Annotated in this window: 27 protein-coding genes; 8 read left to right on the top strand and 19 right to left on the bottom strand. The window is 56.6% G+C overall.

Annotated elements, in window-relative coordinates:
* Positions 1–160 precede the first annotated feature (160 nt).
* Genes ACFQU0_RS16730 through ACFQU0_RS16720 form a run of 3 tightly spaced genes read left to right on the top strand, consistent with a single transcriptional unit; the run spans position 161 to position 1,883 of the window.
* Positions 161–580 carry a LexA family protein gene (locus ACFQU0_RS16730; RefSeq protein ID WP_382202775.1) on the top strand — a complete coding sequence of 140 codons (420 nt, stop codon included), beginning with the start codon at positions 161–163 and terminating at the stop codon, positions 578–580.
* 6 nt (positions 581–586) lie between these two features.
* Complete coding sequence (locus ACFQU0_RS16725) at positions 587–685, top strand: Y-family DNA polymerase (RefSeq protein ID WP_382202773.1); 99 nt, start codon at positions 587–589, stop codon at positions 683–685.
* Positions 686–737: 52 nt separating this feature from the next.
* Positions 738–1,883, top strand: coding sequence for a Y-family DNA polymerase (locus tag ACFQU0_RS16720; protein WP_382202771.1), 1,146 nt, complete (start codon positions 738–740; stop codon positions 1,881–1,883).
* Positions 1,884–3,184: 1,301 nt separating this feature from the next.
* Here ACFQU0_RS16720 and mobI read toward each other — a convergent pair.
* Positions 3,185–3,682 carry a conjugative transfer protein MobI(A/C) gene (gene mobI, locus ACFQU0_RS16715; protein WP_382202769.1) on the bottom strand — a complete coding sequence of 166 codons (498 nt, stop codon included), beginning with the start codon at positions 3,680–3,682 and terminating at the stop codon, positions 3,185–3,187.
* A gap of 613 nt (positions 3,683–4,295) precedes the next feature.
* Between mobI and ACFQU0_RS16710 the strand changes: the two genes are divergently transcribed.
* The 4 genes from ACFQU0_RS16710 to ACFQU0_RS16695 all read left to right on the top strand — a co-directional run bounded on the left by ACFQU0_RS16710 (position 4,296) and on the right by ACFQU0_RS16695 (position 7,692).
* A complete protein-coding gene (locus tag ACFQU0_RS16710) occupies positions 4,296–5,288 on the top strand; it encodes a ParM/StbA family protein (RefSeq protein ID WP_382202767.1) in 993 nt (330 codons plus the stop codon).
* Positions 5,285–5,713, top strand: coding sequence for a hypothetical protein (locus ACFQU0_RS16705; protein ID WP_382202765.1), 429 nt, complete (start codon positions 5,285–5,287; stop codon positions 5,711–5,713). Before ACFQU0_RS16710 ends, ACFQU0_RS16705 begins: the two co-directional genes overlap by 4 nt.
* A gap of 300 nt (positions 5,714–6,013) precedes the next feature.
* Entirely contained in the window at positions 6,014–6,343 is a 330-nt protein-coding gene (locus ACFQU0_RS16700; RefSeq protein ID WP_382202764.1) for a hypothetical protein, read from the top strand.
* A gap of 329 nt (positions 6,344–6,672) precedes the next feature.
* On the top strand, positions 6,673–7,692 hold the full coding sequence (locus tag ACFQU0_RS16695) for a hypothetical protein (protein WP_382202762.1): 1,020 nt from the start codon (positions 6,673–6,675) through the stop codon (positions 7,690–7,692).
* A 91-nt stretch (positions 7,693–7,783) separates the two neighbouring features.
* Here the strand turns inward: ACFQU0_RS16695 and ACFQU0_RS16690 are convergent, their stop codons facing one another.
* The 18 genes from ACFQU0_RS16690 to ACFQU0_RS16605 form a co-directional block, all read right to left on the bottom strand.
* Positions 7,784–8,059 carry a hypothetical protein gene (locus ACFQU0_RS16690; protein ID WP_382202760.1) on the bottom strand — a complete coding sequence of 92 codons (276 nt, stop codon included), beginning with the start codon at positions 8,057–8,059 and terminating at the stop codon, positions 7,784–7,786.
* Between the two features lie 13 nt (positions 8,060–8,072).
* The gene (locus ACFQU0_RS16685; protein ID WP_382202759.1) at positions 8,073–8,408 is read right to left on the bottom strand and encodes a hypothetical protein; all 336 of its coding nucleotides are present in this window, start codon (positions 8,406–8,408) and stop codon (positions 8,073–8,075) included.
* A 335-nt stretch (positions 8,409–8,743) separates the two neighbouring features.
* Complete coding sequence (locus tag ACFQU0_RS16680) at positions 8,744–9,418, bottom strand: hypothetical protein (protein ID WP_382202757.1); 675 nt, start codon at positions 9,416–9,418, stop codon at positions 8,744–8,746.
* Positions 9,419–9,457: 39 nt separating this feature from the next.
* Positions 9,458–9,667: a hypothetical protein gene (locus ACFQU0_RS16675; protein WP_382202755.1), complete on the bottom strand. Its 210-nt coding sequence runs from the start codon at positions 9,665–9,667 to the stop codon at positions 9,458–9,460.
* Positions 9,664–10,176, bottom strand: a complete 513-nt coding sequence (locus tag ACFQU0_RS16670; protein ID WP_382202753.1) for a hypothetical protein — start codon at positions 10,174–10,176, stop codon at positions 9,664–9,666. Before ACFQU0_RS16670 ends, ACFQU0_RS16675 begins: the two co-directional genes overlap by 4 nt.
* Before the next feature lie 454 nt (positions 10,177–10,630).
* Complete coding sequence (locus ACFQU0_RS16665; protein WP_382202752.1) at positions 10,631–10,864, bottom strand: hypothetical protein; 234 nt, start codon at positions 10,862–10,864, stop codon at positions 10,631–10,633.
* A 228-nt stretch (positions 10,865–11,092) separates the two neighbouring features.
* A complete protein-coding gene (locus ACFQU0_RS16660) occupies positions 11,093–11,488 on the bottom strand; it encodes a PIN domain-containing protein (RefSeq protein ID WP_003049909.1) in 396 nt (131 codons plus the stop codon).
* Complete coding sequence (locus ACFQU0_RS16655) at positions 11,485–11,727, bottom strand: AbrB/MazE/SpoVT family DNA-binding domain-containing protein (RefSeq protein WP_003049911.1); 243 nt, start codon at positions 11,725–11,727, stop codon at positions 11,485–11,487. The genes ACFQU0_RS16660 and ACFQU0_RS16655 overlap by 4 nt, the downstream gene beginning before the upstream one ends.
* Positions 11,728–11,802: 75 nt before the next feature.
* Entirely contained in the window at positions 11,803–12,483 is a 681-nt protein-coding gene (locus ACFQU0_RS16650) for a tyrosine-type recombinase/integrase (RefSeq protein WP_003049914.1), read from the bottom strand.
* Between the two features lie 225 nt (positions 12,484–12,708).
* Positions 12,709–13,023, bottom strand: a complete 315-nt coding sequence (locus ACFQU0_RS16645) for an addiction module antidote protein (protein WP_382202750.1) — start codon at positions 13,021–13,023, stop codon at positions 12,709–12,711.
* Positions 13,020–13,349, bottom strand: coding sequence for a type II toxin-antitoxin system RelE/ParE family toxin (locus tag ACFQU0_RS16640; RefSeq protein WP_382202748.1), 330 nt, complete (start codon positions 13,347–13,349; stop codon positions 13,020–13,022). Before ACFQU0_RS16640 ends, ACFQU0_RS16645 begins: the two co-directional genes overlap by 4 nt.
* 175 nt (positions 13,350–13,524) lie before the next feature.
* On the bottom strand, positions 13,525–14,055 hold the full coding sequence (locus ACFQU0_RS16635; RefSeq protein WP_382202746.1) for an LPD11 domain-containing protein: 531 nt from the start codon (positions 14,053–14,055) through the stop codon (positions 13,525–13,527).
* 100 nt (positions 14,056–14,155) lie between these two features.
* Entirely contained in the window at positions 14,156–14,479 is a 324-nt protein-coding gene (locus ACFQU0_RS16630; RefSeq protein WP_382202744.1) for a helix-turn-helix domain-containing transcriptional regulator, read from the bottom strand.
* Entirely contained in the window at positions 14,476–14,832 is a 357-nt protein-coding gene (locus ACFQU0_RS16625) for a type II toxin-antitoxin system RelE/ParE family toxin (protein ID WP_382202742.1), read from the bottom strand. Before ACFQU0_RS16625 ends, ACFQU0_RS16630 begins: the two co-directional genes overlap by 4 nt.
* Positions 14,833–14,960: 128 nt before the next feature.
* The gene (locus ACFQU0_RS16620; RefSeq protein WP_382202740.1) at positions 14,961–15,575 is read right to left on the bottom strand and encodes a hypothetical protein; all 615 of its coding nucleotides are present in this window, start codon (positions 15,573–15,575) and stop codon (positions 14,961–14,963) included.
* Positions 15,576–15,854: 279 nt separating this feature from the next.
* A complete protein-coding gene (locus ACFQU0_RS16615) occupies positions 15,855–16,973 on the bottom strand; it encodes a tyrosine-type recombinase/integrase (RefSeq protein WP_382202738.1) in 1,119 nt (372 codons plus the stop codon).
* Between the two features lie 5 nt (positions 16,974–16,978).
* Positions 16,979–17,509 (bottom strand): chlororespiratory reduction 6 domain-containing protein, encoded by a 531-nt coding sequence (locus ACFQU0_RS16610; RefSeq protein WP_382202737.1) that lies wholly within the window; start codon positions 17,507–17,509, stop codon positions 16,979–16,981.
* 11 nt (positions 17,510–17,520) lie between these two features.
* On the bottom strand, positions 17,521–17,976 hold the full coding sequence (locus ACFQU0_RS16605; protein WP_382202735.1) for a KOW domain-containing RNA-binding protein: 456 nt from the start codon (positions 17,974–17,976) through the stop codon (positions 17,521–17,523).
* Between the two features lie 369 nt (positions 17,977–18,345).
* On the opposite strand from ACFQU0_RS16605, the gene ACFQU0_RS16600 reads away from it, so the two are divergent.
* Positions 18,346–19,014 (top strand): DNA-binding protein, encoded by a 669-nt coding sequence (locus tag ACFQU0_RS16600; RefSeq protein ID WP_382202733.1) that lies wholly within the window; start codon positions 18,346–18,348, stop codon positions 19,012–19,014.
* Positions 19,015–19,048: the final 34 nt, after the last annotated feature.

Genomic DNA, 19,048 nt, shown 5'->3' with positions numbered 1-19,048 from the left:
TGTTGGCACCGCTGGGATACCATCAAACACTGATTATTTATCCAGCATAAGGGTGTCACTGGAGCTAAGTGGATACCCCTTACGGATGTACAGCAACGACAGTAAGGGGGCCGAACTGCCCGACTCACGCGCGCAAGCGGTGCCCATCTGCCAGCGCCCAATGGAGCTGCCCATGGCTGGCCACTCGGTCCGCGCCGGGTTTCCATCCCCGGCCGAGGACTTCCACGTCGAACGGCTGGATCTGACCTCCATCCTCGTCACGCACCCGCAGGCGACGTTTTTCATCCGCTTGAGCGGCGACAGCATGGTGGAGGCGGGCCTCTTCGACGGCGACCTCATGGTGGTCAACCGCGCCCTCAAGCCCCAGCACCAGGACGTGGTGATCGCCGTGCTCGATGGCGAATTCACCTGCAAGCACCTCTGGCTGCGCCACGGGCGAATGAAACTGGTGCCCGCCAACCCCACTTACCCCGAAATCGTTCCCCAGGACGGCCAGACCGTGGAAATCTGGGGCGTGGTGACCGCCTCCATCAAACGTTTTCGCCAGAACTCCCAGACGCGCCAAGGCCGCGCCCGGTGACATGCCGTGTTCGCCCTTGTTGACGCATCGAATTTCTACGCCTCGGTAGAGCAGGCCTTTCGCCCCTCACTGGTCGGCAGACCCCTCGTGGTTTTGTCGAAATAACGACGGCTGCGCCATCGCCCGCAGTCAGGAGGCCAAAGCGCTGGGCATCAAGATGGGCCAGCCGTGGTTCCAGATCGAGCACCTGGTGCATTCGCATGGCCTAGTGGGGCTTTCTGCCAATTTCACCCTTTACGGCGACATGTCCAGCCGACTCATGAGCCTGATCGCGGGCTATGGTCACAGGACAGAGGTCTACTCGATTGACGAGGCCTTTTGTGACCTGTCTGGCATCCCCGGCGACATGACCCAGCGGGGCTTCAAGATCCGGGCTCGCATTGAACGGTGGCTGGGCCTGCAATGCGGCATCGGGATCGGTGCCACCAAAACCATTGCAAAGCTGGCCAACCACGTCTCCAAGGATGCAGAACGCAAACCGGGCAGCTATCCCCCCGAACTGGCCCAGGTGTGCAACCTCGCCGCGCTAAGCCCCCCCGATCTGCAGGAAATCATGCGCGCAACCGCCGTGGGCGACGTTTGGGGGGTTGGGCGCCGGATCGGGGAGCAATTGACCAAACTGGGCGTGGCCACCGCCCTGGATCTGGCCCAGATGGACGCCGGAGCCGTCAGGAGGCGCTGGAGCGTCGTTTTGGAGCGGACAGTGCTGGAGCTTCAGGGAACGCCTTGCATCGCCCTGGAGGACGCGCCAGGGGCCAAGAAACAGATTGCCGTGACCAGATCCTTCGGCAACCCCGTTGAGAGCCTGGACGGGCTTCTGGGGGCCGTCAGTGACTTCGCCGCCCGCGCCGGGGAGAAACTGCGCAAGCAAGGCAGCTTCGCGGGCCAGCTCCACGTCTTCGCCCACACCTCGCCTTTTCGCCCTCCACCCCACTTCTCGCGCAGCGTGGTGGTCCCCCTGAGAAAACCCACCGCAGACAGCCGCAGCCTGGTCGAAGCCGCATGCGCTGGCATCCGATTCATTTTCGAGCCCGGACACCAAATTCAAAAGGCCGGGGTAATTCTGCTGGACCTCGCGCCATCGTCCCTACACCAAGGCGAACTCGAACTGGAGGAATCCGATTCGAGCGACAAGTCAATTCTCATGACGACCGTGGACAGCCTCAACCGCAAATACGGCCGGGGGGCGGTATCGGTCGGCGGTGCGGGATTTGGCCCCAAGAAGGAATGGGCACCCCGTCAAATGCGCCTGACGCCGCACTACACCACCCGTCTTGAGGATATTCCGGTAGCGCGTGCATAACGCGAGGAAAATGGATATTGCTCGCACCGGCAAAGCAATGCAAGAGCCCAATGCCGGAAGTTCGCCCAAAACGGCCTACGAGACCCAGAAAACAGCGCAACCAACGCCAGCAGGAAATCCAGATTCAAAAAGGCCCGAAAGGTGGGGCCGGGGGCCACCCCAAGAGCAATTCGACGGAGGGCGCAATAGGAAGCGCTCTGGCGCGCTCAGCAGCACTTTGCGCACTGCCGGTGGCAGGCCTTGCAGAAACGCCTCTGAGGCACGCATGGGCGAACCAAACGCATATCCAAAAGGACTTGGCATAAGCGGCGGGTAGAAAGCGCCTCAGGCGTGCAGCCAAACGCCACGGCTTGGGCTCAGCGTGAGAAGGTAGCCAAAAAACGCGACGAGACAACTTCAAGGCGCAGCATTGCCTCATGTCAAATCCAGCGCAGACAACAACGGCTTCAATGCCAGCCGCAGCAAGCCGAACAGCCAGAATTTGTGGGGCCGGGTTAAAGCAGCAATCGACAGCGCCAGGAAGTGACCCGCCCCGAAAGAGCAAGAGCAAAGCGACCGGCATCGGCAAATGCATGGCCCCAACGTAGTCGGCGGAAGAATCCAAGCGTCCAACCCAAAAAAGCAACAGGCAGGCAAGCCACCATCGATATGCATTTACATAGGGTATGCGCGAAACCTCTGCGCGCCGGGGCGATTAAAGGCGCCAAGGGGAAGCAAAGCCAAAAAACACCGAAAAGTAGTGGGCGCAGAAAACAAAGCGCCTGAAGCCTGGAGAGAAAGCTCCAGATGCATACGGAAACGAAGCGGCGGGGAATCCGATAAGCGAGAGTGCAGGGAGGCGGCGGCAAACCGAAAAAAGAAACCGGCGAGGGGCAAAAACCAGCAAGCGGGGACGGTGGATTTCAACCTGCGCGCATGATGGGGAAGAAGATTGCACTTACATAGCCCCGCGCTCAACCGCACCGGTAAGCAACAAGTCGATTCGGACGGGGAAGGGGAGCGAACTACTTGCGCGCAAACCGAAGATGACCAGCCCAGTCGAAACTCAAGACTGGGGCGCAACCTCAAATCGTCTTTTGGTCAAAACGGGTGACCGAAAACCAGCTCGACAACGACAAGAGCGCAGAACCCCGAAGAGGAAACGCCAGCGGGAGAAAAAGCAAAGGCACTTGGGCAAAAAAAAGACCCCTGAGAACCAGAGGCCTGATGCATCTTCATAGGCTCGCGCCAAACGGTCTTGGTCTAAAGGGGCGAAGTTGAGTGCGAGAGGGGTTGCATATACATAGGCTCAGTGCAAATAGTCAGGCATCGTCGTTCCCCGATTCATCAGACTTCTCCATGGATTGGCTCATGGTGACAATTTGATGAACATGTCGCATTGCTATGATCGCTTTAACGAAGTGGGCGGCTTTCCTTCTGATGATTTGTAGCTTGCGCTCAGTTTCCAAGACTACATCTTTTTCCCAGTCTTTCGAATACTCAAGGAGTTTTGCCGTTGAGTAGGCTTGTGTTTCCTTGTTTTTTGGAATGGTGTGCCTACGGTTTTGACGGTCATTTTTCCCTCCATACCATCGAATGCCCGTCCACTTCAGATCAAGGTGGTTCCCCTTGCGTGTGCATGACAGTTGGAGGTTGCTTCTCTCAGCCCAACCCTTGGCCTTAGCCTCATTGGTGTCCACGTGCCTCATGTAGTCCTCGGCTGCATCTACCGCTTGGTCGTACAGGTCCGCGATGCAAGCCTCCAAAGCAGCCATCGCTGCAGCATAGACGCGCTGCTCGGAAGTGGGTACCAGATCCATCTTGTTTACTGTGTATGAATTTGCCCACCACATTCGCCCTGTAAAACTGGCGAGGCGTGAGATGGGGCGGAATTTTACAGGGCGAAGATGGGGGGGCAACTTCGCCCCATTAGGGGCGAAGATGCACCTTACAACCTCGCCGATCACTTGGGTGGCTAAAGTTCTTGACCGCTAGATTCTACAGCTAAATCTACAGGGCGAAGATGGGGGGGCAACTTCGCCCCATTAGGGGCGAAGTGGCAGGGGAAAAGACCTCGGCATCAAGGCCGCTTTTTCGAGGACTTTGGTGCTTATCACAAGGAATTCTACAGGGCGAAGATGGGGGGGCAACTTCGCCCCATTAGGGGCGAACATGGTCTCCATCGAAAGGGCGAACCAAGCCTGAGCACGAGTGGTGTCAGGTGTGCCATGTCCGTTCGTTTCTGATGGGTCGCACCAGGTGGACGTTGGTGGCGGCAGGGCGTCTTGCGCCATCGATGAAGGTATGAACGGGTCAAATCGACAGCTTTCAGGGGATGACTGCAGGAAGACTGGCGGACGACTGAAGAACGGGTATAATTGCACGTCAATACAATTCCCGTGCAACTATTTCTTACAAACTGAGGCTTATCACATGAATGTTGTTGGTATCGATGTTGGTTACTCGAACCTGAAGTTGGCTTTCGGCGCTGCCGATGGTGCTATGAAAACCATGGTGCGTCCTGCAGGTGCCGCGCCTGCAGATCGTTTCGGTGGTCGCTTTGATGGGCGTGCGCAAGACGATTTCTTGCACGTCAATGTCGATGGGCAACCCTTCATTGCTGGAGTGTCCCCAGATCGTGCCGAAATGTGGGAGCGCTCTCTTCATGCCGACTACGCAAAGACTGATTCGTACAAGGCGTTGTTTAACGCAGGGCTGCTCCTGTCTGAAATGAAGGAGATTGATCTTCTTGTAACAGGTTTGCCTGTTTCGCAAGCTCAAGACGCATCTATTCGTACCGAACTCGAAAAACGGTTTTCGGGCGAACATCGCATCACTGCCAAGCGTACTGTGAATGTGAAAAAGGTCATGGTGGTGGCCCAGCCTATTGGAGGTCTGTTCGACTACATCAATCAGGCTGACCATGGTCCTGAAGAAGACAAAATCACTGAAGAACATCGCATTCTGGTGGTGGACCCTGGTTTTTACTCCCTGGACTGGGTTCTGGTCAGCCATGGCCAAATTCAGCGCCAGTCGAGTGGCACCAGCGTGAAAGCATCTTCGGTTTTGTTGGAACAGGCTGGGATTTTGATTGCCGAAGAGCATGGTTCGAAGCCCTCAGTCGAATTGCTGGAGAACGCCATGCGTGGTGGGAAGACCAGTATTCTTCTGGCTGGTGATCGGGTGGACCTCGCTCCGTATATTCAGAAGGCCAGTGAGTCTCTCTCGTCTGTCACCGCGACGGCGATTCAAAAGGCACTGCGCGTCGAAAACATGTCGCCCGATGTGATTGTTCTTGTGGGCGGCGGCTCTGGATTCTTCCAGAAAACCATCCAAGACGCCTTTCCTCGCTTGAAAGTTGTTTCTCCAGTCAACCCAGTTCTTGCGAATGCGCGTGGTTTCTGGCTTCTTGGGGCGACTTCGTGAAAGAGTCCAGCCTTAGAGTCGTCGTGGCGATAACTGAGGCCTATCCTTCATTGCTTGCAACGCTTTGCAACGTCTCTCCTGAGTTTCGCCAGGAACGGTTCCGTTCTCTGGCGATGCTTGGCTTACAGGCTGAAGGTGGTGCGGCATTTCTGCAGCGCCCGTTTTCTTTTGCAGCCTCTGAAAGCGGAGTTATCGATGGTCGTGTTCCGCTTGGGCCGATTGATTTCACCATCATTCTTAATGAAGCTGTGCCGCGTTTGCATGAGGCCCTGAAGGCAACCCCTCCAAGATTGCGAGCGGAGCGTCTTCGCTCGCTTGCTACGATTGGAGTGCAAATAGAGTCTGGTCGTATTGCCGTTCAGCCAACCCGCGAGCCTGTATTCGAACAGGCAATGCCTCAACCCCCTTTGCACATGTCGCTGTGAAGGTAACTCCACCGCCGCCTACTAAAAAACGTGCTCCTTCTGTTGCAGGTTCTGAAGCATCAGCGACTGGTGCGTCTTCTGTGGCAACTGCCGCTGAAAAGGTGTCTGCATCAACTGCTCCTGCGCCATCGCAGTCCCAGTCTGTTAGTGTTACCCATCCATCATCGCATCCAACATCCGTTGACAAAGTAGGGGTTGGTGTTCGGAGTTTTGCCAAAGCGCTTGGCTCTTTGAATTGAAATGTCTTCTGCTATGCCTGATTCTTATTCTTGGATTCCGGGCCTTCCCCCTGAAGGCACAATGGTTGCCCTTGCCTGTCGTAAATGGTGCGCTTTTCATGAAGGCCACTACCGAGAGGTTATCGCTGGTGACCCCAGCCTCTATTTGCAAACTCTGGGCCTGCGGATCATGATGAATCCATCAATAACCGTGATCTATGGGAGCGTGCTGATGGAGGGGGGGCTGACCAAAATTTTGGACGAGTGGGGTTCGCCTGTCGCGGCTTATCCCAACTGCATCCTGTGTTGGTCGTACGTGCCCGACCCCATGCCTAACCTCAAGGCCGTCACGATGACCGACATGGCATTGAGCGTTGCGCGCACGGGTTCATCTGCCCTGGGCCGGGGTTAACGTCTCACTTGTCTACCAGACCATGAGGACGCTCCAGTTCGCCCGTGGGCCTCGTCGGTACATCCTTGCTCTTGACGTTGATTTGTTCGATGAGGTCGTCATAACCCGGCACTGGTACGGCGACGACTCTCGGTACCACGGGCGACGTCAGGAGTTATTCGAACGCTTGGACGTGGCTGCTGAGCGTTTCGATGCTGTCACGCGCTACCTTCTGGGCCGTGGGTATCTCCTGTCTGGCGATCAGTTGGCCGGTGGCGTGACAGGGGGGCGAGCCACTTATCAACCCGTTTGAGTCGCGTGGCCTTCGAAAAGCTACATATGATTCGCTCATGAAAGTAAACCGCCCGCTGTCGCACCTCGCGCCAATGATCGCCATGGCGTTTGTTTTGCAGGGGTGTGGTGAGCCCTCTGCTGAGCACGTGCAAGAGGCAAAGGTGAACCAGATCGAGGGGCTACGTACAAGCTACCAGTCCTTGAGCGATGCGAGGTTGCTTGAGGAATCTCTTCGTTTGCTGGACGTGTGCAGCAAGGAGCCCAGTGACCCGAACGCAGCAGAAACCAACTGCTCGGAAAAGAAGGCCCTGGTCGAGGATCTGATGGGGGCACGTGGCTACTGCTGGGGTCCGTATGCTGCCGCCCAGGCCGACAAGTCATGGATGGCCTGCAGTGATGATGTGACAAAGTTGGCCATGTCCAGAGGGCCCTGGTACGCCTCTACACCTGCTGGCGTCTGCAGGGAGACCGCGATGGGTGAGGCCATTGGGTCGGTGTTGGAGCATCAAGGCCAGTGGAATGTCAAAACCTCGTTTTCTCCGCAGGGGTTTCTTGATGTGTCCAGCCAGCTTGCGGATGGGTCTTTCTCCAGTGTGCGGCTGTATCCAACCTGCGCGGGGGCTCTCATGACGTTCATGCGCGTGCCTGAGGCCAGAGACGGTCGCTATTTGGCTGCGCCGCTGGGGATGTTCCCACGGGAGGCGGGCGAATATTTCGGTTTCGATGCAAGCAGATCGTGCGGTGGCTACTCGTACGGCGGTGGGCTGGGCTGCACCATCGGCTATCAAGACCGGATGCCCGCGCTCATCGAGTTGAGCGACGGCTTTACCCCATGCACAGAGGGTCGGCCTGTGCAGCTTGATTTCCAGCCCCAACGGGGCATGGTCGGGTTGACCTGTAGCGTTTCCTCGGAGAAGTTGGAGGCATTCCACCAGAAAATGCGGGAAGCCTTCGGGCCTGGCGAGTTGTCTAAGGATGGCGCTCGTAGGTGGAAACTCGGTAAGCACTTGGTGCGCACGATGGAGGGAACGGTGCTTGGCAACGCAGTTCGCCGGGTTTCCGTTTCTGTGGATTGAGCTGCGCGACTGAGCTGGGCATTCACCTCCAGGCAGCGTAACTACGTCTGTCGGCTGGCGGCTCCAAGCTGGCGTTGGGCGTGTACGGTATTCAAGTCGTGAACCATGCGAATAGCGCGGCCTGGGCTATTGCACATATCGCAGCAGAGATTGCCGCGTATCTATTCCAGCGGCTTTGCTTTACAAGAGTGGCGTGAAGATCAATTCGCTCACCACTTGGCCCTTTTGCAATGAGATCGCCACCCAACAATGCACCATAACCGGAACTTTGGTTGCTTGCCAAGACGGTTGCTCTTGCTGAAATGGCCCAGCAAAACGCGGAAACTAAGGCGAGCACGACGACAAGGAGTGTCAGGAAGGTTTTCATCTTATGTCCGGTTTCAGCTCAGGTTAAGTTCACATACCAAGCTGACGAGATACCCTAGCCCTGCAATCTTGTGCTCGTGCTTGGGCTCGTACGAACGCAAATGCGCTATCACCACCCGGTTCAATGCAGCGGGTGCGGCCGGGTCTTCAAACCCTTGCCTGAACAAGATTTCGCCACCTGGCAAGGGTTGTCCACTGAACAAGCAATCGATCAGCCTGGTGTACCCGTTGCCATGCTTGAAGGGTTTCGGCACGACCCCGTAGGGGGGTAGCAGTTTGGTGGTGCCGAAAGCCATTTCAACATCGGTGATGGTGTCCAAGGATTGACGGGACAGGGTGTATTCGGTCATGGCTGCAGCGTCTCTGCTGGGTGGTGGGTGGCTTCAGCCAAGTGCCACGCGTATGCGCGCAGGAGCCCAGCGGGCGTAGGCTCGCCCAGGTAGCAATCACACCCGTACTCGTCGCACCCCCACAAGCATTTCTCTGCAAGGTGCACAGACCGGCCATGCTGTGATTTGATGTGGCCAGCTTGCTCAAGAGTGCGCGTAAAAGTAGCGACCGTATCCATGGGCTTCAAGTGCTTTCTTCCTTACGCGTTGAGGGACGCGATGGTGCTTCATGGTGCAGAGATCCCAGCGCACAGTGCCGGGTGCCCAGAGGTGCAAGCCATCGCGGATCTATGTTGTCAGTCTTGCCTTGAATCCCGAACTTGGGCCATGAATGCGATGAGTTTGGACGGGTCGATGTGGTACTCAGTCCGGGCTACGCCTGTTGCCACCAGAATGTGGGTCAGGTCATGGGCGTATTGACGCACGTTATCGGGCGTCATGCCGCTTGCGATGGCGAGGGCGCCGCCTGCGCCCATTGATTTGATCTTGCTGACAGTCGGTGCATGGCCAGTTCCATCGCCGCTTGTGGTGGGCACAAAACCGGCTGCACGCGCGTGAGCAGCGGCGCCCACGGGGTCATCTTCGTGGGGACGGTACTTGAACGCCACGCCCGCGAAAAGGGTCAGTAGAGGATTGGCGCGGGCCAGTGCGGACAGCTCGCGGCCATCGGCGGTGAGCCCTTTGGAGTCAACCCCCATATCGTCGCCCCAAACCAGCGTCGAGCCCACGTCCATGGCCATTTTGACGGCCTGGACACACGGCACTGACAGCAGATTCAGCCCGATGGGGAAATCATCGTTCTCATGAATGGCCCTGCGCGCGACCTCCAGCAGCTCTCTGTCCGCGCTGTGATGGGAAATCAGGAAGGCACCATCCGCACCACAGGCGCGGGCCACCATGATCTCGGACAGGGTGGTATCCGCATCAAGGTGGTGGATGACGGGGAAAACTGCGGGTGGTGTTTTGGACATTGGCATCCGAATTGCAGTGAGACAAGTGGGGCAGGCAGTTCATGCCAGCAGCTTGCGGCCGTCCTCCGTGACCCGCAACCAGACCTCACCGGTCGGAAGTGCCAGCGGCCCACACAGCATCCGGGAAGACTTCAGCAAGCCGGCGTCGATGAGCGATTGAATGCGGGGGCGAACTGGCTCGGCTGTCAGCGCCTTTGTGTTGGCGTTGATCGTCTCGATTTTTCGCAGTATCTCGATTGCAGCGCTCATTTTCGGCTCTCCTTTTTTTGACTTACCGTTTGAACCTTGCCCTGATCATCGAGCATAAATTTCACACCGTGAGGCTGTCTATCCTGGGGTAGGGTGGCAGCGTGGGCGTCTGCATCTGCCATTGATTCGAAAAGCAGAATCGGGGCCCCATCGAAGAGGTCTCTGTCCGCCAGCCACGCCCCGGACTCCAGCAGGTATTGGATTGACCCCATGCCGAAGAAACGCGCTACACCCCAGTTCTTAGCCATTCTTTGTCCTTGGGTTTCAACGCCCGCCGTGGCGTGATTTTTGTGAGTTAAATGGAATCGCTCGGCTGCACTCTCGAAGATACGTTCGAGGGTATCAATCCGTTCAACCCAAACGCGCCATCCACCGCCGTTCTTGGAGACTACCTCAGCGGCTAACAGGGCATGGGCGCGTGTCATCGGATTGTCTGCACAGGATGTGACCCGAGTGAACATGGCTGGATTGCCCGCCACATATTTGAGATTCCAGATTTTCTGTCCCATGCCGCTTCTGTTTCAAAACTGGATCAAGGACGGTCTTACCTCGATACCGTAGTGCTGTGCGATCAACTCGCAGAACGTCCGCCAATCGTTGAGGGTGGGGGGAGCATGCGTACAGTACAGGCACTGTGCTGCACCCTCCATCTGCTGGGTGACCGTTGTGTGTAGGTCAAGCCCAAAACGCTTAGAAAACCTCCCCACGGTGGACCCATCAAGCGCATGCACCCACACTGTCGTGGCATCGCCGCTTACCTGCACCAGGTCTGCTTGGTATCCCTGATCCATCGCTTTGCGTTCATTTGTTGGGATCAATTGGATCAACGTGGTACGAGCCGCCACGACCCGCCACCGCAATCGGGCGATTCTTCAGGGCGTGCACAACAGTGCGAAAGTCGATCTTTCGTGCGCACCAGAGGGACAGGACATTTAAGACGTACACGGGCTGGTTTCCATTGATTCAGAGTTTGTTCAACTTCTCGTGTAGCGATGGTGAGGCCCAGACAACTCCCAGGAGCACTGCCATCACCAGCATTCCTACGCCAGCCATGCGGATCACCCAATTCGTTTGCTCTGGCCAGGCCACCCAAAAGGCGATACACATCGTCGCCATCAGCAAAGCGATGGCAAAAACACTTGCAACTTGCCTGCGTGCCGCAGCGTCCACGGGAAATTTAGGAGTGTTGGTATCCATAGTTCTTTCCTTCAAGGGATGTATCCCGGTTTATGAATCGGGTCATCAGGGTGTCCGCCACAAACGCAACACCAAAACACACCTTCTGATGGCTGGTCCAGCGGAACCAACTGATGGCCGATCATCACTCTTTCTTCGTTGTAGTGAAGTGGATTCAGCGGAGGCAATGGACGCGCTACAACTAGCTTTTTCGAGGCCACCCTGTTCACCCTGCTTTCCTTCTAATCTTTAAGCAATCAAAGTCATGCCGGCGTGCTTGGATGCTTTGATATCAAACGTCATCGTTTCGGCACAGCCTGCCCCAGAAGCCGACCGCTCAATCAGACAGTCGGCAAAATCTGCACCGCCCTCTCCAAACACTCGCAGAGCACGCATCACCTGATCGGCACGCTCCACCAGCAACTGTTTGGTTCGCAACATCACCTCCAACGCTTGCGCTACCTGCTGTCCAGTTAGCTCGTAGCAAGATGTCAGCACCCAATACAGCTCAACAACTGAGACCATGGTGATGTAGCCCGGTCTGTCGGCATCCAGAGACTCAATCAGCTTGGTCGCCTTTGCCGACTGTTTTGGATCGTCCTGCATGATGTAGCGCACAAGGACGTTCGTATCGAGGCCGATCATCGGGCAGCAGCTCCGCGCTGCGCAATGGCCGCATTCATGGATTCAATGGTCACGGCCTTCTTTGCCACTCCAAACATCCCCTTGAGCGCAGTAACCTCGCTGGTAGCGGCAACGAATTCGTAACGACCTGGCGCGATCTGCACAAATTCCACGCGGTCGCCCGCATCAACCTTGAGTTCATGGCGTACTTCGGCAGGAATGGTGATCTGGCCCTTGGAAGTGAGAGTGGCAGTAGACATGATTTTGAATCCTTTGCCTTACTATAAGGTAAGGCGGCCTGATTCGTCAAGTGCGCCTCTTCCAAATGAGCTTTGCTATAGCGCATTTGCAAACATATCCTCCAGCGTGACCGGGTCCACATCCACGTAGCGCTGCGAGCAATCGATGCTGGAGTGCCCCAGAAGCTGCGCCACGGTGTCCATATCGCCCGTGGTGGACAGCACCTTGCTCGCAAAGGTGCGCCGCCCAGAATGACTGGAACCGCCCTTGATGCCCGCACGCTGGTACAACTTCGTCACATGGGCCTGAAGGCTGTCGCAGGCCTTGTAGTCGCGTCGCTCTCCTGTCTCCAGAACCCGCCGCTTGGTGTTCTGCGACATGCCATCGCCCCGGCTGCTGTAGATCAGCGGCTGGTGAGGCAACAAGCCTCGAAATGGTTCATTGCCAAGCACCGTGCCGATGCCCCGCTCTATCCGGTACTGGAGGTAGGTTTCTACTGCCTGGATCGCGTGCTTGGAAACGAGGTAGGCGCATCGCTGGCGGCACCCCTTGGTGATCGCCTCACGCATACTGATTTCGCTTCGCAACTTGCCCGAGGCGTGCATCACATCGGCAACTGTCAGGCGCGAAATCTCGGTGATGCGCATGCCGCAGTGGTGGCCCAGCATGAGCACGAGAACGTCCCTTTCTGGGTAGCGCGAAGTGCCCTGGGTGATCTTGATGAGGCGGGAAAATTGCCCTTGGTGAAGGGTCTTGGCGCGTGTAATGTCCTGCATACAGCTCTCTGTAATTCGATGGGATTGACGAAATGCAGAGAGGGAGCCGAGCGGGCTCTTTTTCAATCATATCCCGCGCCGTTCCTCAACACCAAGGAAAGTTGGAAAGCGGGCCTCGAAACCTTCGGACCACCAATTGCCATTTCATGACGGCTATGGTGCGATTTCTGCGCTCCAATGAAAAAAGGCCCATCCGGTGAGGGATGGGCCTTTGAGGTTGTGGAATCAAACGTGGGCAGCTTTGATCGGCTCAATCGCCAATCGAAAACCCAACGCCTTGAGAATCGCCATCAGGCTCTTCATTTCAGGATTGCCGCGTGCTGAAAGCGTGCGGTACAGAGTATTTGCGTTCAGAGCGGTCTGTTCAGCGAGTTTCGGCACGCCACCAAAGGCGGCAGCGATTCGACGCAACGCGAGCATTACCTCTTTCTGATCGCCATCTTCCAGCACAGCACTCAAGTAGGCCGCAGCCTCTTGTGGGTTGTCCTTGAACTCTTGGATCGTTGCATCCTCGTGGGATACAGAAGCAGCATGTTTCATGTTGCACTCCCAGTGCGAGTTTTCCAATCTTCCCAGTAGCCGACCGCCCTCGCAATATCGGCTTTCTGAGTTCCTTTATCCCCGCCGCAGAGCAGCAGGACGACGGTTTGACCATGGTGGGCGTAGTACACACGATAGCCAGGCCCCATGTCGATCTTCATCTCGCGCACCCCACCTGGCAGCGCCCTGGTGTTGCCAGGGTTGCCATCAGCAAAGCGGTCAAGACGGCGACGAATGGCGATCCTCGCTTGCAGGTCGCGAAGCGCAGAAAGCCATTCTGTCAATGGGACCGCACCATCCTCTTTTTGATACCGGAGGATTTTCATGTGCGATTATCCGCTTAAAAGCGACTTTTTGCAAGTTGCTGGTGCGCTCCCTGCTGGCTGCTTGCTTGCTCGACACTATCGAAGCCGCGCTTGAACGCGGCCTTAGAGCCGCAGGTTTCCAGCAGATCAATTACCTGGGTAAGCAACCGAGCGGCTTTGCGAACCTGGGTATTTCTCAGGCGAGGCATGTTTGGGTTCCTGCCACGCCTGGCTTCTGGGGGCACATCTGCGCTTCATACTGGGCTATGTCTTCAAGCGATATCCACTCGGGTTTTTCACTGAAACCATCGTACAGCGCTTTCATCTTCGCGATTTGTTCAGTCTCATTGGTGGACCAAAGGTGCTTCGCGGATCGATTGCCATAACCCAAATAGTATTCGCAGTCTTGCTGTAAGCGAGCCAGAAGTTGGTAGTTGAACGCATCAGGTGATTTGTCCAACTGACCGTGAACGCTCATGTCAGCCACTACGGGAGAGTAGGTGGTTCCATTCCAGCGTTCTAGGTCGGTGAGTTGAGGCGCTCCTTCAATGCTGCGACCAGCTTGTTTGAGCGCGTCATCATCGTCCTTGGCGCCGATCATGACGAAGCCATGAGGCTGGCGGTAGCGATAACTCAGAAACCCAGCGGCAGCGAGCGGCTTGGAGGTCACAGGCGTGGCCTCGGCACTACTCGTGTTGAGCTGCATGGGATTCAGTTGTGGGATCATTTTCCGTGTCCTTGTTTGAAAGAGACGGACACTGGCCCTGCGGGCATCTAGTGCCCGTCAGGGTGGTTGAAATTACAGCCGCGCGGCTGCGTTTGGGGTCTCAGGCGGTTTCCACGACACGAACGTCGAAGTTCACCTTGAGTCCCCTCTTGATGGCAGCAAAGATCGCGGCCAGGTTGTCCATGCTCGGGTTGCCTCGTTGGGACAGCATCCGATGGAGGCTCTTACTGGGCTTGTGAGTCAGTTCTGCGAGTGCCTCGAAGCCTAGTGTCGCATTCACCAGGTCTCTCAGGATGAGGCGTGCTGCATCCGGTTCACCATCAAGAAAAAGCGTTGCGGCTTCATCAAGAAGGGCCTTCGCAAATGCTGGATCGCGCGCCACTCGCTCAGTGACCGTTTGTTTGAAATCACGTGTCAGGGTCATGCCTTCTTTCCCTTCTTGGTTGAGTCGGAAAGTGTCTTTTTCCTGGCTTTGTATTCGGTGTGCAAGAAAACCGCTTGGTCGATGGATTTCTGCTGATCTTTCTTGGTGCTACCACCGAAGAGGATGATCAGTTGTTCACCATCCTTGGCCAGGTAGATGCGATACCCTGGTCCCCAGTCGATCTTGCACTCACCAATCCCACGAAACCAGTCAATATTCGATGTGTTCCCAAGCTCCAGCCGCGCCTTGGCGACCGTAACTCTGGCGGCAGCTTGCGTATCCAGCCCGTCGAACCAGGTTTGATAGGGCACATCGCCGTTTGGACGTACGTACTCTTCGAGTCGCATCGTCATGCATGAATGGTAACACTATCGTTACTGCGCGTGGCGTTCATTTTCCGTTTCCTTGTTGAAAGAGACGGACACTGGCCCTGCGGGCATCTAGTGCCCGTCAGGGTTGATTTAGGAAGTGCTCAAGATGGTCAGCAGGCAATCGCCGTACCGACTTCACTCATGACACGTTTTTGAATCGCCTGATGCAATCGAGTTACAGCCTGGGCCGCCAAAGCTTCAGGCGATGGCATGTTTCGGACGAACTCGTTTCCCTTGATGAGCGATCTATGCATTCCCCAGTAGGGGCGACCTTGATCCACCCATAGGTGGGCAGAGTATCCCTCGTTGTACTGGCGGGATACCCGTGGCTTGCTTCTCGGGGTATTTCGATAGTGCAGTTCTGGATGGAAGTACCGCACTTCAATCCTGAATTGAAAGTCATCTTTATCGTCGCAGATGACAGGATGACCATGCAAGCTGAGTCCAGCGTTCGAAGACATAACCTCGCATCCCAAGAACCAAGTCAACTGGTGCTCCAGATCAAGGGCAGGAACTGCCGCGAAAGCATGGCCCTCAGGCAGTGCCACTTGCGTCATGACCAAGCCAGCGAATCGTAGAAAGTCTTCTCGAATGATGGCGCGGGCCTGGTCGATAGCGAGTGGCGATTCGCGCGTCCCGTAACGACCAACTGCCTCAGTGGTGCTGCAGTCGGTGGCAGGCAGGGCTTCATTGAGCGTGTCAGCCTGTTCGATGTGGTTCAACATTTCCGTTTCCTTTTTGAAGAGACGGACACCGGCCCTGTGGGCATCGAGTGCCCGTCAGGGTGGGTGGATATGCAGTCAGAAGTTTGATTCTGCTGCAATGACACGAAGCGTGTGCTTAGTGTCAAGGCTTAGCTCCAAGTCAAGGAGCTGTCCCATGGGGTATGAACCACAAGGGTTGAAATAGGCTTGCGCCTAGTGTGCTGTGTTACCAAAAAGGTGTGGTCAGCCACCACAAAAACTGTCGGTGTTACACCGGCAGCTTAGTTCACTGGATTCTACTCAAATTTCCTCAAAGGCCTTGCGCCATGCCTGCCGTCGCTTGTGGTCGTAGCGTGCTGTGACGTTCAGGCTCGAATGTCTGGCCTGTGCCTGGACATAGCGCGGGTCAATGCCGCTTTCCATCGAGTGCGACACGCCCGTGTGCCGCATCCAGTGTGGCGAAGCTTGACGCAGCCGCGCTGCTGCAACCGTGTCGCTGGCCTCAACCAGGTCTGCTGCCTGAGTAAAAATCGTCTTGCAAATGAGGTAGATCGCCTGCGCAGTGACACCCTTGGCCTTGCCAGTGACGGCCTGGATCGCTGGCGCGCTTTCACCTGGGCTGGGCACTGGGGGTAAGCCCAGCGAGGCGCGGTACACACGCAGCTCTCCCATGAGTTTTTCCGTCGCGATGATCTTGGCCTTCTTTTTGCCCTTGCCCACCAGACTGATGTTCCAGCCCTCGGGGGAGGCCTGAAAGCTCCCCATGGTCAGCGCCGCAGCTTCCTCGCGGCGCAGGAACGCTCTGTACAACAGTTGCATTACCCACCTGGCCCTGTGATAGTGCTTCAGGTCGCGCGGTTTATCGCGCGGTAGCGCCTCAATTGCGCTTTGAACAGCGTCCCATTCCTTCTCCGTCAGTGCTTCCTCAATCTCATCGTCTTCGCCTGAGACTCCTTCGCCTTGGTGGGCCAGGTTCACGGGGTTGAATTTGCAGTACGGCTCATTGCCCGTGGAGCGCATTTCACGCATCGCAGCGAACAGCATGTGCAGCACCGCCAAGCAGTGCTTGACGCTCTCTGGGCCCAGTGCCTTGCGAAAAGGCTGGTGTTTCCAGCCGTTGGCCGAGAGAAATTCTGCGCTGAAGGCGCGGGGTTCGGCGAGAAAGGCCAGGTAGTCGTTCACGTCTTGCACAGCCGCCTGGGGGAGCAGGGCGTGACTTGAGGGTCGGGTGGCCCTCAGCCACAACAGGAACCGAAAGCATTCCTTTTCATAGGAGCGCTGGGTATGCGCAGACTTGCGCGCGTAGCCGTCCAAGAACACTTTGATCGCAGTGAGATCGTCTGTCACGTCGCGTGAGAGAACCTCGACTGTTGCCAGTTCGATCTTCCCGTTGCGGGGGATGAGGGCGCTGTCTTGCATCCAAATCACCCTGCCAGCTCGCGCACCGCGCTTTCGGCCGAAGCTTTGGCATCCGCAGGGCTTACCGCATAAGCGTTGAACATGGCGTTGCCTCGTTCAAAGAGGTCCAGCATCACCTTGCCAAGCTCGTGGCGATCAAGGAATTCAGTGCTCATTTGGTCGCCACGGTGCTGGATCTGTACGCGGCACAAAAGTGACATGAACAGGGCGATCATGCCCACATCACGGTGGAGAAACCAGAGCCAGTGAGGCCACTCCTGAGACAAGCGCGCAAAGAAGGCCCTGACCTCAGGTATCTCGGCCAAGTCGCGATGGTCTGCGTCGTAACCCGTGACTTGAAAGACCATGCTGTCCCTGAAGCGGTGCACCGAATCTTGCGTGTCGGTGAGCACATGAAGGCGTTCCATGGTGCTGGCAATGTTGCAGGGCTCGATGTTTTCACGGCTGATCATGAGTACCAGCACCACAGGCTCTGTGATGTTGGCCAGGCCAGCAGCGTCAGTAGTGAGGATGATCGGTTGGCGGTCGTTGTGCATGCGCTTCCTATTCATTGTTTGCGATTGACACCCGTGGTGGCGAAGAACTCATGGAAGTCCTTTCGTGGGAACCAGTCTTCGCCATCGGCCATGCGAACCAGGAGTTGAAGTGTGGCCTTGTTGCCGCGTATCGACACGATCACGCCAGTTTCACCTTCATCACCGATCCCTGCGTGTTTAGTGGCCATCACCTCGTCGCCGACTTCGAATTCTGGCCCGACGATTCGAACGCGAGGTTGCAGACGAGGCTTGCGATCACGTTCAGCCTTGAGAGTCGCTTTGATCTCGTCTGAGCAGTCAGGGATGCCTGCAATGGCGCACTCCCACAGTCGAGCGCGGTCAGGGTCTTCGAAGACCGTGTAGAGGCGCTGACGCGATACCCCCAAGAACTGCGCTGCGTCCTTGATAGACCAGCCCTTGTCGCGAAGCCGTGTAGGCAGCGGACCAGCGGAGCGTTTGGCTGTCACGATATGTGTCATCTATTTGGACACGCGGGGTGCCCTGGACTGGAGGCATGAAAAACCGCAGTGTCACCTATTTGGACACGGTTGGCGATAACTGCTGATGGTCGTGATTTCTGCATTCTGCGTAAGTCGTTGTATTGACTGACTTTTTTGGTTTTCTGTTGCGCCGACCCAGGCGGGCGCCATTTCTGACCCTGCCGACCATCCGAACCCATTTTTGGGGTTTTCGGAGAAATTCTACATGTTTCTTACGATAAGTGTGGGTATCATAAATTAGTTCATAAAAACGTTACCGCCGTAACGTTATCCGTAATGGTTACGTAATGCGTTACCGGTGTAAAATCGACAGCAAAAGACACTTTTGGAGCCCGTATGCCTGGGAAAACGATTTCGAACGAACGTGTTGATGCGGCTGTACGTGAGGCAGTCGCTGCGCGCCTGGTCGGTGATTCGCCGCGCAAGGAAAAATCGCGGCTGGCCGCGTCAATACTCTTTTTCGAGCATGGTGTGTACCCATCGGCGAAGGCGGTGCTGGAGTGCACCCAGCAAGGCTCACTCACAGACATAAACCGTGATGTGCAGGAGTTCTGGCGGGACTTGCGTGAAAAGACCAAGGTGCACCTTGACGCACCAGCACTGCCTGATGATCTGCTGGCCAGTTTCAGTGAGGGCTTGCGCGCCGTGTGGGACTTGGCCAACTCGAAGGCAAATGAGGGCCTGGACGCTCTTCGTCGCGATGCCGAAGACAAAGTGAGCGTGTCCGAGCAGCGTGTTGATGAGGCAAGACGAGCGCAGCTTCTTGTCGAGGCCCGAATCCAAGAGGTTGAACAAGAGCTACGTGGCGAGCGCGAAAGGCGGGAGGCTGCAGAAACGCGAGCGGAGGTGCAGTCGGCCGAGATCGAATCTCTGAACAACTCAATCGAGCAGTGGCGCTCGCGGCTTGCCGATGAAACGAGTGCGCGCCGTGAGGCAGAGGAACGGTTTTCGAGGGATCGGGGTCTCCTCGTTTTCAGTGCAATAAGTGACGGTACGAAAAGCTAGCACTGGCGCGGAGGTGGTGTTGGTAGATCGTTGA

It is taken from the genome of Hydrogenophaga defluvii, from assembly GCF_042665235.1.
GTDB lineage: Bacteria > Pseudomonadota > Gammaproteobacteria > Burkholderiales > Burkholderiaceae_C > Hydrogenophaga > Hydrogenophaga defluvii_A.
Note: the sequence above shows the minus strand (reverse complement) of the source record. Positions and strands in the feature narration are given on the sequence as shown.

Coding starts and splice junctions, on each gene's coding strand:
- ACFQU0_RS16730 (WP_382202775.1), top strand. CDS start 161: ATGGAGCTGCCCATGGCTGGCCACTCGGTCCGCGCCGGGTTTCCATCC.
- ACFQU0_RS16720 (WP_382202771.1), top strand. CDS start 738: ATGGGCCAGCCGTGGTTCCAGATCGAGCACCTGGTGCATTCGCATGGC.
- mobI (WP_382202769.1), bottom strand. CDS start 3,682: ATGGATCTGGTACCCACTTCCGAGCAGCGCGTCTATGCTGCAGCGATG.
- ACFQU0_RS16710 (WP_382202767.1), top strand. CDS start 4,296: ATGAATGTTGTTGGTATCGATGTTGGTTACTCGAACCTGAAGTTGGCT.
- ACFQU0_RS16700 (WP_382202764.1), top strand. CDS start 6,014: ATGGTTGCCCTTGCCTGTCGTAAATGGTGCGCTTTTCATGAAGGCCAC.
- ACFQU0_RS16695 (WP_382202762.1), top strand. CDS start 6,673: ATGAAAGTAAACCGCCCGCTGTCGCACCTCGCGCCAATGATCGCCATG.
- ACFQU0_RS16690 (WP_382202760.1), bottom strand. CDS start 8,059: ATGAAAACCTTCCTGACACTCCTTGTCGTCGTGCTCGCCTTAGTTTCC.
- ACFQU0_RS16685 (WP_382202759.1), bottom strand. CDS start 8,408: ATGACCGAATACACCCTGTCCCGTCAATCCTTGGACACCATCACCGAT.
- ACFQU0_RS16680 (WP_382202757.1), bottom strand. CDS start 9,418: ATGTCCAAAACACCACCCGCAGTTTTCCCCGTCATCCACCACCTTGAT.
- ACFQU0_RS16675 (WP_382202755.1), bottom strand. CDS start 9,667: ATGAGCGCTGCAATCGAGATACTGCGAAAAATCGAGACGATCAACGCC.
- ACFQU0_RS16670 (WP_382202753.1), bottom strand. CDS start 10,176: ATGGGACAGAAAATCTGGAATCTCAAATATGTGGCGGGCAATCCAGCC.
- ACFQU0_RS16665 (WP_382202752.1), bottom strand. CDS start 10,864: ATGGATACCAACACTCCTAAATTTCCCGTGGACGCTGCGGCACGCAGG.
- ACFQU0_RS16660 (WP_003049909.1), bottom strand. CDS start 11,488: ATGATCGGCCTCGATACGAACGTCCTTGTGCGCTACATCATGCAGGAC.
- ACFQU0_RS16655 (WP_003049911.1), bottom strand. CDS start 11,727: ATGTCTACTGCCACTCTCACTTCCAAGGGCCAGATCACCATTCCTGCC.
- ACFQU0_RS16650 (WP_003049914.1), bottom strand. CDS start 12,483: ATGCAGGACATTACACGCGCCAAGACCCTTCACCAAGGGCAATTTTCC.
- ACFQU0_RS16645 (WP_382202750.1), bottom strand. CDS start 13,023: ATGAAACATGCTGCTTCTGTATCCCACGAGGATGCAACGATCCAAGAG.
- ACFQU0_RS16640 (WP_382202748.1), bottom strand. CDS start 13,349: ATGAAAATCCTCCGGTATCAAAAAGAGGATGGTGCGGTCCCATTGACA.
- ACFQU0_RS16635 (WP_382202746.1), bottom strand. CDS start 14,055: ATGATCCCACAACTGAATCCCATGCAGCTCAACACGAGTAGTGCCGAG.
- ACFQU0_RS16630 (WP_382202744.1), bottom strand. CDS start 14,479: ATGACCCTGACACGTGATTTCAAACAAACGGTCACTGAGCGAGTGGCG.
- ACFQU0_RS16625 (WP_382202742.1), bottom strand. CDS start 14,832: ATGACGATGCGACTCGAAGAGTACGTACGTCCAAACGGCGATGTGCCC.
- ACFQU0_RS16620 (WP_382202740.1), bottom strand. CDS start 15,575: ATGTTGAACCACATCGAACAGGCTGACACGCTCAATGAAGCCCTGCCT.
- ACFQU0_RS16615 (WP_382202738.1), bottom strand. CDS start 16,973: ATGCAAGACAGCGCCCTCATCCCCCGCAACGGGAAGATCGAACTGGCA.
- ACFQU0_RS16610 (WP_382202737.1), bottom strand. CDS start 17,509: ATGCACAACGACCGCCAACCGATCATCCTCACTACTGACGCTGCTGGC.
- ACFQU0_RS16600 (WP_382202733.1), top strand. CDS start 18,346: ATGCCTGGGAAAACGATTTCGAACGAACGTGTTGATGCGGCTGTACGT.